The sequence below is a fragment of the Flavobacterium sp. UBA4197 genome (genome assembly GCF_002379575.1).
GTDB classification, from domain to species: domain Bacteria; phylum Bacteroidota; class Bacteroidia; order Flavobacteriales; family Flavobacteriaceae; genus Flavobacterium; species Flavobacterium inviolabile.
Map to the genome: position 1 here is coordinate 1 of NZ_DFUB01000010.1, position 11,313 is coordinate 11,313.

Genomic DNA, 11,313 nt, shown 5'->3' on the forward strand with positions numbered 1-11,313 from the left:
AATTATGGATTGGCATAAAAATTAGGAGTTGAGTATATTTGCGTATATAAGTACCTCTTTTTGGATAAAAAAGGGTGTAATCGGGAGGGAATTTATAACGATACAGCGAAATGATTCCGGAAAAATAACAGTATCATAAAGCTGTTTTTAAAAAGAAAAAGCCCCGAAACGGAGCTTTTAATATTGTTTGAAGACATTTCGTTTTAAAAAATATAACGGTACTGTCGGTTGAAATTAACTTAAAGATTGGTTAAGGCAATAAATAGCACAATAGCCCATTGGATAGTCAAAAGGATCCAAATGGTATTCCGACTTGGTTTTGTGATGCTTTCCAAAGTTTGAATGGTTTTTAGCTTGATTATTTCATAGAAGTTCAAATTTTCCTGATTAAAATCGATATCATCCATATTAACTTTTTTCATCGCAAAAACTAAGATTTTCCGAAGCCATTTATTCTCGCTTTGGTCATTTTTAATCTCGTGGATAATCCGCATTTTAGTCATTGAATAATCACCGGCATTTCGAACGATTTGCGGTTGGTTTTTATGAAATTTTTGCAGCACTTTGTCCAGAAGCGGATGTATTAAACTTTCGGATTTATCTGTTATCAGCTTATTGGCTACTTTCTTAATTGTATATTTATTTCCAAAGAAAATGAAAAGCCAGGGACTTCCGAAAGTACTGATTAACCACAGGATAGAGCCAACAGGTCTTGCTGCAAAAAGTAAGGCCAGAAACGGAATCGGGCTAACGTGTGCGGAATGTCCGGGATCTATGTTTTTGACCAAAAATACAGCTCCAATTATAGCAACAATTACCGTTGAAAATATTCCCAGTAAATTTATCTTGATTAAACTTGCCGCGCCGATGGACGAAAGTTTCACGAAATATTTAAAATTCTCTTTCATAACCTTGTTTTTCCGTGGTTTACATTTTTTTCTGGTTAAAAGTAACGATTTTTTTCAGATAAAAAACAGTGTAACCGGGAAGGTATTTTTAAATGATTTCAGAAGACCGGCAATACCCTAAAACTGTTTTAAAATGAAAAAGCCGGGAAAATTTCCCCGGCTTTTTATTAGTAATGCTTCTCTTTTAGTTTTTCGATGGGATATTTTGTAAAATCTCCAATACGAATTTCCAGTACTTCTGTGCAGAAGCGATAGATGCTCTTTCATCCGGGCTATGCGCTCCTTTGATGGTCGGTCCGAAAGAAATCATATCCATATCCGGGTAATTTGTTCCCAGAATACCACATTCCAATCCGGCATGGCATGCTACCACATGTGGTTTGGAACCGTTTTGTTTTTCGTAAATGGCCGTTAATACATCCAGGATAGGAGAATTCACGTTTGGTGTCCATCCCGGGTAAGAACCTGCAAAATTAACTTCACAGCCAATCAATTCAAAAGCCGAACGCAATGCATTTGCTAAATCGAATTTTGACGTTTCCACAGAAGAACGGGTTAAACACTGGATGGTGATTTTCCCTTCCTTAACAATTACACGAGCGATATTGTTTGACGTTTCCACTAAATTGGCCATATCGGCACTCATACGGTACACACCGTTATGAGCGGTATATAAAGCACGTACCAGACCTTCCTGAACACCTAAGTCCATTACTTTAGCCGGTAGATCCGATTTTACGATTTCGATCGTTAAATTCGGTTCTGTCGTTTTGAATTCTGCTTTGATATCCCCGATCACTTCCTGCATATCAAACACAAAAGCTTCATCATAAATCTGGGAAATAATCACTTTTGCAACACTTTCTCTCGGGATAGCATTACGCAAACTACCACCGTTGATCTCCGCAACCTGTAAACCGAAGTTTTCAAATCCGTCAAATAACAAACGGTTCATGATTTTGTTCGCGTTTCCTAATCCTTTGTCGATATCCATACCGGAATGTCCTCCGTTAAGTCCTTTTACCGTAATGGTATAACCTACAGAATCTGCAGGAGTTTCTTCCTCTTCATACTCACGAACAGCGGTAACATCTACACCACCGGCACATCCGATATCGATTTCATCATCTTCTTCCGTATCCAGGTTTAAAAGGATCTCACCGTCAAGCAAACCACCTTTTAATCCCATAGCACCGGTCATACCCGTTTCTTCATCAATCGTGAATAAGGCTTCAATTGCCGGATGCGGAATATCGTTACTTTCCAGAATAGCCATGATTGTAGCCACACCAAGTCCGTTATCGGCACCAAGAGTAGTTCCTTTTGCGCGAACCCAGTCTCCGTCAACATACATTTCAATTCCCTGTGTATCGAAATCAAAATTTGTGTCGTTATTTTTTTGGTGAACCATATCCAGATGCGATTGCATTACTATGGTCTTTTTGTTTTCCATACCAGCAGTTGCCGGTTTTTTGATGATTACGTTACCAACTTCGTCGTTGATCGTTTCAAGTCCTAGTTTTTTACCGAAATCCATCATAAATGCAATCACACGCTCTTCTTTTTTTGAAGGACGGGGTACAGCATTCAAATCGGCAAACTTATTCCAAAGCTGTTTAGGCTCAAGGTTTCTTACTTCCTGGCTCATTATTTTTCTGTTTGTAGTTTATAGTTTGTTCTTTCGAATTCGAAAGTCCCAAAGTTACAAAGATTTTCAGCCAAGGAAAACGATAATCAACTTATTTTGAAGATTTAATTTGGAGGAGTAAAACAGCGGGGAAGGCTGTTATTTTGCAATTTTTAAAACCGGGAAGGCAATGTGTTCTTCAAAAATCTGAACTGCTTTTTTTTCCGATACTTCACCAAACCAAAGGTTTTCCGGCTGAACAGAAATTACCGGGGCACATTTACAGTTATCCGTGCAATAGGTTTTAACCAAAGCCACTTCATCTTTTAAGCCAGCTTCCTTTACTAAGGAACGAATGGCTTTGCGATTGTGCTTATTCTCTTTGCTGCATTTGCTGCCATCACAGAAAAAAATTGTTTTTTGAGGCGCTTCTAACTTTTTCATTACCAGAACAATTGCTTTGTTATTTTTATCTATTCTAATTAAATGCAAATATACTATAAGAAAATTAACGGCATCTTAAATTAACATTTTTTATATTTATAAAAATTTTGCTGATGAATAAAAAGCTGTTACTACCCCTGTTTTTAGGGGTACAAATCCTGTTTTTAAAAGTACTTTCTTTTTTTCCTGAATTCGTAGAACGTTTTTACAGCAATGGCTTTTACCCTTTCCTGTCCCGGATATTGCGCATCAGTTTTGGCAAAATTCCTTTTTCTATTGGTGACCTGCTGTATTTTATCGTAATACTGCTGTTGCTAAAATGGCTTTGGAAACAACGCAAGTCCTGGAAAACCGCCTGGAAAGACAACCTGCTCAGTCTGGTTGGATTTGTGTCTGTATTTTATTTTCTGTTCAACCTGCTTTGGGGCGTGAACTACCATCGTGTTCCGCTGTATAAAAAACTGGCCATAGAAAAGGACTATTCGCTGGAAGAGTTGATGGATTTTACCAAACGGGTGATTGTCAAAGTGAATGCCGTTCACGCGCAGATCGAAAAAAATGACAGCCTGAAAGTTTCCGTTCCGTATACCCAAAAACAACTCTTTGAAAAAACACTGAACGGCTATCATCACCTTGGCGAAGCATTTCCCTTTTTCGCATACGATCATAAATCCGTTAAAGCGTCATTGATCAGCACACCGCTTACCTATATGGGTTTTAGCGGTTACCTGAATCCGTTTACCAATGAAGCACAGGTGAATGACCTGATCCCGAAAACCAATTTTGCCACGACCACCTGTCATGAAATGGCACATCAGATTGGCTATGCTTCCGAAAGTGAAGCCAATTTTATCGGTTATATGGCTTCCATCTATAATGATGATATTTATTTCAACTACTCGGGTTATACGTATGCGCTTCGCTACTGCCTGCACAATATTGAAATGAAAGAAGAAGGAAAGACCAAAGAACTTCTGCCGTTAATTCGTCCCGGTGTTCTGGAAAACTTTAAAGATTCCGATGCTTTCTGGGACAGCCACCAGAACATTATGGAACCGCTTTTTAAAGTGTTCTACGACAACTTCCTGAAACTGAATCAGCAAAAAGACGGCATGGAAAGCTACAGTAAATTTGTGGACCTGCTGGTTAATTATTACGAAAAGAGAGCGTTATAACGATAAAGAGCCGTTTTAAAACGGCTCTTTTTTATTTTACATTTCATCCGGAATAAAACTCTGGGAGCTTTTCTTTTTATAAGGCCGGATAATCAAACGTCCTTCCCTGTCGAAACGGATATAATTGTATACCCAGTTCATAAAAACAACCGCTTTGTTCTTAAATCCGATTAAAGAGAACAAATGAACAAACATCCATACAAACCAGGCAAAAACCCCGTTAAAATGCCATTTCGGCAAATCGACAACGGCTTTGTTCCTGCCGATGGTCGCCATCGCACCTTTATCGCGGTACAAAAATGGTTTCCGCTTCTGGTTCTGTATCTTTTTGATAAGGTTATCCGCTAAAAGCGCTCCCTGCTGCAAAGCCGGCTGTGCCATCATCGGGTGTCCCATCGGGTATTTTTCGGTTTCCATCATCGCAATATCCCCTATTGCAAAAATATCTTCATATCCGTGAACCTGGTTGAATTCATCCACTTTGATCCTTTCTATCCTGTCCACCAGCGATTCGGCATGTAAACCTTTTATCACCGCGCCTTTAACACCGGCTGTCCAGATCACCGTAGCCGATTCAAAAATCAAATCGGAACTGGTTGTCACTGTTTTACCGTCATAATTGGTCACCTTTACATTTTTCCAGATACTCACACCCAATCCTCTTAAAAAGTCTTCTGCTTTCTGAGAAGCTTTGGCAGACATCGCATCCAGAATCTTGTTCGATCCCTGGATCAGGTTGATTTCCATTTTCCGCACATCCAGATCCGGGTAATCTTTTGGCAAAATGGCTTTCTTCATCTCGGCTAAAGCACCGGCAAGTTCTACTCCGGTTGGTCCGCCGCCAACGATCACAAAGTTCATCAGGCTCAAACGCTCGTTAATATCATTGGTCAGTAACGCCTGTTCGAAATTTTCCAGTATCAGACTGCGGATATTCAGAGACTGCGGAATGGTTTTCATCGCCATACTGTTTTTCTCAATCTCCTTATTCCCGAAATAATTGGTTTTGGACCCGGTGGCAATCACCAGGTAATCGTAGTATAAATCGCCTATATCGGCAATAACCTTTTTATGTTCCGTATCGATCTCTTTTACCTGCGCCAGCCTGAAATAGAAATTCTCATATTCCTGAACCACTTTCCGGATAGGATAGGCTATCGAACCGGCTTCAAGGCCACCGGTAGCAACCTGGTACAGCAACGGTTGAAAAGTATGATAGTTGTGTTTGTCTAAAAGGACAACCTGAACATTTTTGTTTCTGAGTTTTTTTGCCAATGCAATTCCTGCAAATCCACCTCCTATAATAACGATTCTGGGAAAACTTGAACGGGGAATATTCATTTTCTTTTTTTCATATTTAACACGTAAAGTTACAAACTTTAATCATCACTCCTGCGGTTTTTATTCGCTTTAAGCACTTTCCTTTTCTCCTTAAAAACATCCCGAAATGTTCCTGCAACAGCATTTATTTCCTGCCGATAACGAAACTCTTTTTCACAACCGGACAGAAAGCTTCAACGGTTTTATGAAAAGCAAATGCTCGTAAGGACATCAAAACCATAACAGTAATACCGGTATTTTTTACACAGCACAGCATTCCTGAAAAATTTGATTTGTATCTTTAAAAATAAAAAAGAGGAACACCTGTAACAATTCGTTTAAAAACCACACTAATTCCAATATGAATTCGAGTTTAGAGCAATCTTTTGTTTCCCAATTGGAAGAACATCAGAATATTATACACAAGATTTGTCGGCTGTATACTTCTGATGAGGATTCGCACAAAGATTTGTTTCAGGAAATCACGATTCAGTTATGGAAAGCTTTCCCGCAATTTCGCGGAGAAGCAAAATTTACTACATGGGCCTACCGGGTCGCTTTGAATACAGCGATTACATTATACCGAAAAAAGACAAAAACGGTTAATACTATCGAATTTGACAATAAAATACACCGATTTAATCACGAGGATTACAATTTTGAAGAAGAAGAACAGATTAAATTATTGTATAAAGCGGTACATCAATTAAATGATATTGAAAAAGCCTTAGTCTTTATGTATCTGGAAGACAAGGATTATACGGAGATTGCCGAAACCCTGGGAATCAGCGAAGTAAATGCCCGGGTAAAGATGAACCGTATTAAAGGAAAATTAAAAAAAATTGTAAATCCATAAGGAGAGGATGACTATATGGAAGAGTTAGATTTATTAAAAAAAGACTGGAAAAAGAATGAAAATGCTTTTCCGAAAATTACGGAGAAGGAGATCTATGCCATGCTGCATAAGAAGTCTTCTTCCATCGTGAAATGGATTTTTATTATCAGCATATTGGAGATATTGTTCTGGAGTGTAATCAGTTTCTTTACCGCAGACGAAAACTATCTGAAGACTTTAGAGTCGTATCATATCGCTACGTTAATCAGCATTTTTACCGTTATCAATCATGTGGTGATTCTTTCGTTTATCTTTTTATTCTATATAAATTTTAAACGCATCAATACAACAGACAATGTAAAATCGTTAATGAAAAGCATCCTGAAAACCCGCAAAACCGTACAGTATTATATCTGGTACAACCTGGCGATGATCGGCACTATCTTTATCACGATAATGATTGCGTCTTTTATGTATGATGAGAAGTTTACCCGGATATATAAGGTTTCCGGAAGCGATCAGAGTTTTATGTTCTGGGTTTTAATCATCGGATCTACCATTATATTCTTTGCCATTCTCTTTGGATTGTTCTGGTTGTTCTACCGCTTACTTTACGGATTTTTACTCCGAAGATTGTATAAAAATTATGAAGAACTGAAAAAAATAGACCTATAAAAAAAGCGGCTTACCATCGTAAGCCGCTTTTTTTATATCTTAATAATCCCACTGTCTTTGTTTGTTCAGTTCTTCCTGGGCTTCAATTTCTTCCACCGGAATAACTTTTAAAAAGGAAGGATGCTGTTCAATAGCATATTCCACTTTTGCGACAATTTCGTCTATGGTATCGTTTTCATAATCAATATCCAACGGTTCCTTGATGATAAACGATTGCAGAATGCCTTTCTTTTTTAACCGCAGTCCTTTTTTATCAAAAGAACGTCTGAAACCGTCAATAACGATAGGTACCACTACCGGTTTATGCTGTTTGATAATGTGTGCTGTTCCTTTTCTAACCGGTTTAAACGACTTTGTCGTTCCCTGCGGAAAGGTAATTACCCATCCATCGGCCAAAGCGATCTTAATATTTTCGGTATCGTTCGGGTTGACATCTTTTTTTTCCGATTCGGCTACATCTTTACCTTTAGAACGCCAGGTTCTTTCTACAGTAATTGCTCCCACATAGGATAAAATCCTTGGCAGTAATCCGGCCTGCATGGTCTCTTTTGCCGCTACATAATAAATATTTAGTTTGGGTTCCCACAGGTATCCGATATTTTTAATACTGTCTTCCCTGCCTTTTAAACTGGCATTGAAAACATGAAACATCGCTACCACATCCGCAAAATACGTCTGATGATTGGAGATAAAAAGTACATTCTTATCCGGTAATGCCCTGATAATTTCCGATCCGTCAATCTGAAGTTCATTAAACCCGCGATAACGCCTATGGGTTAAAGCCCCAAAAACACGAATCAGCCATTTTTTAATAAAAAGTATATGACCGAAAGGATTTCTTTTAAACAATCCCATTTTTTTACTGTTTAGTTTTCAAAAAAGAGCTGCAAATTTACAGAAAACAAATCGATTAGATTACATTCTTAACAGTTTCTTTGAGCTCACTCATCATCATTGCTGTGGCACCCCAGACGATATGATCTTCGATTTGAAAAGCGGGTACTTTTATGTTTTGGGCATAGGAAGTGGTCATCATTACCTCGATGATAATGTTATCATCAAGGAACATGGCCAAAGGCAGTTCGATAATCTGGGCGACTTCTTCCAGCTGTGGCACAAAAGACAATTCTTCCTGTGAAATTCCCATAAACGGCGATACCAGAAAATTACTGGGTGGGATATAAATTTCGCTAAAAGGCTTTATTACTTTGATTTTCTGCGGCGCAATACCGACTTCTTCGTGGGTTTCCCGTAGTGCCGTCTGGATTAAATTTTTATCCTCCGGTTCCACTTTTCCGCCCGGAAATGCTATTTGTGAAGAATGAACTCCGGGATAAGTGTTTCTAACGATCAAAACCAGGTGTGTTTTGTTGTTTTTAGGATAAAACAACATCATCACGGCGGCCCTTCTCGGATTTTTATCAACGTAATTTGCCTCTTTCAGAGTAGAAATACGTTCCAGGGGTGCCATTTTTATATGTGCATCCGACGCCAGAAGTTTTTCTTTTTCTATTTTTGGAATATATTTTAAAAAATCTTGAAAGTCCATCTTTTTTTTGAGTTTTCTTTAAAAACACAATCATAAAGTTACCTCAAAAAAATATCTTGGCAAACTTTTATTAATACAAATATTCAAATAAAAAAATGTTCAGTAAGGAAGAAGCACAGAAAATTAAGAAGGAATTTTGGACGGAATTCGCGAGTGTTTATCCTCGAAAATGGTTGTTGTATGACACTAAAATCAAAGACTTTTCTTTTAAATTTTATGTGGACAACAAAAAGATTCAGGTACTATTAGACATAGAACCCAAAGATGAAGAGAAAAGAAAAATTTATTTTGAAAAGATAGAATCCCTGAAAACCATTTTATTAGAAGACTTTCTGCCGGAAGCCATATTGGAACGCAATTTCCATCTGGATACCGGAAAAGTAATCAGTAAAATATGGGTGGAAAAAACGGGAATCAGCCTGTTTAACAAAACAACATGGCCGGAAATCTTTGACTTCTTTTATGAGAATATGGACGCCTTTGAGCGCTTTTTCTATGAATATGAAGACTATATCAAAGATTTGGAAACCAATACCTAACAGAAAGAGCTATTCGGAAGAATGGCTCTTATCTTTATTCTTTTCCGCTATCCATTTCGACATATAATGCGTACTCTGTAAAGAATGATGCTGTAACATGGCACCGATAAAGTTTCCAAGACGGTGTTCGTTTACATGCTGCAACAAATCCGTTATCCTGTTTTTTAAACTGTCCCAATACAAAACATCCCGGTATTTTTCCTGCAACAGTAGCAGTCCGTTATTTTGCTTTTCCTGCCATAACTGCTCATTGGCATACAAGGCAGCTGCCTGTTCAATAAAACGGCTGTTATTGTCTTCTATAAAACCGTTCCACTCTAAATCTCCGGACATCGATTCGGCTCCTGTAGTTGTCGTAACAGATGGTGTTCCGCACACCATAGCATCCAGCAATTTCCCTTTGATTCCGGCGCCAAAGCGGATCGGTGCCAGTAAAACCCTTGCCTTTTCAATTACTTCAAAAGAATTCTCTGCTCTGCCTTTTACCAAAAAACGTTCTTTGGGATTATTAAAATCCAGTACTTTCTGTGACGGATAAGCTCCGTAAATATATAATGCTGCTTCCGGTAACTGTTTTCGCAGTTCGGGCCAGATTTCTTTCTTTAAAACCTGTACGCAGTTCCAGTTTGGTTCGTGCAGAAAGTTGCCGATAAAAACAAAGTCTTTCCGGGACGCAAAAGACTCCCGCTGCGGAAAGGCTGTAAGTTCCGTTTGAGTGACTAATAAGGGTAAATAGAACAATAATGTCTGATCGACTTTAAAAGTCCCAGTTAACAATTCCATTTCATATTCCGAGATCATAAAGGTCAGATCGCAGCGGAAAATACTGGCGACTTCCCGTTTTGCAAGATCCGACTGCAATAATCCGGCGTCAACGGTAGTCTGATGCTTATAGGCAATTCTTCTGGCTTCCCGCAAACAGTGTAAATCTTCCGTATCCAGCAATCGCAAGGCATCGGGGCAATATTTCGCCACACGCCACCCAAACTGTTCTTCCATCATAAAACGGTCAAACAAAACAATGGCAGGGTTCAATTCCCGGATATAATCATCAAAACTGGAACAATTCAACGTTATAGCCGTCTGCTTAACTCCTATTGCTTTTAAATCAACAGCAAAAGGACTATAGGCTGCCGGGCTGGCAAATTCAACGGTATAATTTTCGGCTTTAAAAAATTCAATCAGCTGCAACATTCTGCTGCCGGCTGCAGAAGAATTCGGTTCCGGCCATACATAGCCTATAATCAGCACTAAAGGTTTTCCCATTTGCATTCAATAAGATGCAAATATAAGCAACTTGAAAGGAAACATCATTTTAGACTCTCGCAGTAAAATTGTATTTTTACATCTAAAATTCAGTACAATGTTAGGTTTAAAATTAAAAACTGACCCACGATGGGTAAATATAGTGGAATCCAATATTCAGGAGATTCTGACCGACCATGCCTGGTGTGAGCAGAAAGCTGCCTCCAATGCGATTTCTATCATTACCAACAATTCTGAAAAAGAGGAATTGGTAACCGAAATGCTTAAAATTGCAAAGGAAGAAATCGAACATTTCGAATTGGTACACGAACTGATTAAGGAAAAAGGCCTGACTTTAGGAAGAGAGCGCAAAGACGATTATGTAAATGAATTATACAAGTTCTTAAAGAAAGACGGCAGCCGTAACGATTCATTAATTGACCGTTTATTGTTCTCCGCTATGATTGAAGCGAGAAGCTGCGAACGTTTTAAAGTGCTGTCGCAAAACATTAAAGACCAGAAATTAGCAACATTTTACAGGGATCTGATGATTAGTGAAGCCGGACATTACACTACATTTTTAGGTTTTGCCAGAAAGTATACGGAAAAAGTGGATGTAGACAAAAGATGGCAGGAATGGATTGAATTTGAGACTTCTATCATCACCAAATACGGCAAACAGGAAACCATTCACGGGTAATTATAGGTATTAAAAATTGCAAAGCTCTTCAATAGAAGGGCTTTTTTTCTGGAGTATCAGTATCCTTTTTGCCCTATAATAGCGTAATATCTTTTATTAAAGGAGGATTTATAGGTTATATAACCGGTTCATCTCACTTCTCACCTCTCACTTCTTTTCTCATACCTTCTAAAAACAAAAAACCCTATCCGTTTGGGATAGGGTTTTCAAAAGAAAGGCGGCGACATACTCTCCCACAGGATTGCAGTACCATCTGCGCAGGCGGGCTTAACTTCTCTGTTCGGAATGGGAAGAGG

12 protein-coding genes and 1 rRNA gene are annotated in these 11,313 nt (G+C 38.5%); 5 read left to right on the forward strand and 8 right to left on the reverse strand.

Annotated features, from left to right (window positions below; translation table 11 throughout):
* Positions 1–239 precede the first annotated feature (239 nt).
* The 3 genes from B3394_RS05805 to B3394_RS05815 all read right to left on the reverse strand — a co-directional run bounded on the left by B3394_RS05805 (position 240) and on the right by B3394_RS05815 (position 2,979).
* Entirely contained in the window at positions 240–908 is a 669-nt protein-coding gene (locus B3394_RS05805) for a hypothetical protein (protein ID WP_286914014.1), read from the reverse strand.
* 184 nt (positions 909–1,092) lie between these two features.
* Entirely contained in the window at positions 1,093–2,556 is a 1,464-nt protein-coding gene (locus B3394_RS05810) for an aminoacyl-histidine dipeptidase (RefSeq protein ID WP_177733226.1), read from the reverse strand.
* Positions 2,557–2,694: 138 nt separating this feature from the next.
* Positions 2,695–2,979, reverse strand: a complete 285-nt coding sequence (locus tag B3394_RS05815; RefSeq protein ID WP_286914019.1) for a (2Fe-2S) ferredoxin domain-containing protein — start codon at positions 2,977–2,979, stop codon at positions 2,695–2,697.
* A 113-nt stretch (positions 2,980–3,092) separates the two neighbouring features.
* On the opposite strand from B3394_RS05815, the gene B3394_RS05820 reads away from it, so the two are divergent.
* The gene (locus B3394_RS05820; protein WP_177733222.1) at positions 3,093–4,154 is read left to right on the forward strand and encodes a DUF3810 domain-containing protein; all 1,062 of its coding nucleotides are present in this window, start codon (positions 3,093–3,095) and stop codon (positions 4,152–4,154) included.
* A gap of 36 nt (positions 4,155–4,190) precedes the next feature.
* On the opposite strand, the gene B3394_RS05825 is transcribed toward B3394_RS05820, so the two are convergent.
* Entirely contained in the window at positions 4,191–5,495 is a 1,305-nt protein-coding gene (locus B3394_RS05825) for an NAD(P)/FAD-dependent oxidoreductase (RefSeq protein ID WP_286914025.1), read from the reverse strand.
* Between the two features lie 340 nt (positions 5,496–5,835).
* Between B3394_RS05825 and B3394_RS05830 the strand changes: the two genes are divergently transcribed.
* Together B3394_RS05830 and B3394_RS05835 are read left to right on the forward strand one after the other, a co-directional pair.
* Complete coding sequence (locus tag B3394_RS05830) at positions 5,836–6,330, forward strand: RNA polymerase sigma factor (protein WP_177733218.1); 495 nt, start codon at positions 5,836–5,838, stop codon at positions 6,328–6,330.
* 15 nt (positions 6,331–6,345) lie between these two features.
* Positions 6,346–6,984 carry a hypothetical protein gene (locus B3394_RS05835; RefSeq protein WP_177733216.1) on the forward strand — a complete coding sequence of 213 codons (639 nt, stop codon included), beginning with the start codon at positions 6,346–6,348 and terminating at the stop codon, positions 6,982–6,984.
* A 39-nt stretch (positions 6,985–7,023) separates the two neighbouring features.
* Here B3394_RS05835 and B3394_RS05840 read toward each other — a convergent pair whose 3' ends face one another.
* Complete coding sequence (locus B3394_RS05840; RefSeq protein WP_177733214.1) at positions 7,024–7,839, reverse strand: lysophospholipid acyltransferase family protein; 816 nt, start codon at positions 7,837–7,839, stop codon at positions 7,024–7,026.
* Between the two features lie 55 nt (positions 7,840–7,894).
* Positions 7,895–8,533, reverse strand: coding sequence for an NUDIX hydrolase (locus B3394_RS05845; protein WP_177733212.1), 639 nt, complete (start codon positions 8,531–8,533; stop codon positions 7,895–7,897).
* 95 nt (positions 8,534–8,628) lie between these two features.
* Between B3394_RS05845 and B3394_RS05850 the strand changes: the two genes are divergently transcribed.
* Positions 8,629–9,072, forward strand: a complete 444-nt coding sequence (locus B3394_RS05850) for a DUF4268 domain-containing protein (RefSeq protein ID WP_177733210.1) — start codon at positions 8,629–8,631, stop codon at positions 9,070–9,072.
* A gap of 9 nt (positions 9,073–9,081) precedes the next feature.
* Here B3394_RS05850 and B3394_RS05855 read toward each other — a convergent pair whose 3' ends face one another.
* Positions 9,082–10,338: a glycosyltransferase gene (locus tag B3394_RS05855; protein WP_349677594.1), complete on the reverse strand. Its 1,257-nt coding sequence runs from the start codon at positions 10,336–10,338 to the stop codon at positions 9,082–9,084.
* Between the two features lie 97 nt (positions 10,339–10,435).
* Between B3394_RS05855 and B3394_RS05860 the strand changes: the two genes are divergently transcribed.
* Positions 10,436–11,017 carry a tRNA-(ms[2]io[6]A)-hydroxylase gene (locus tag B3394_RS05860; RefSeq protein WP_177733206.1) on the forward strand — a complete coding sequence of 194 codons (582 nt, stop codon included), beginning with the start codon at positions 10,436–10,438 and terminating at the stop codon, positions 11,015–11,017.
* Between the two features lie 212 nt (positions 11,018–11,229).
* Here B3394_RS05860 and rrf read toward each other — a convergent pair.
* Positions 11,230–11,313: ribosomal RNA gene (rrf, locus tag B3394_RS05865) — 5S ribosomal RNA — on the reverse strand; the annotation flags it as partial.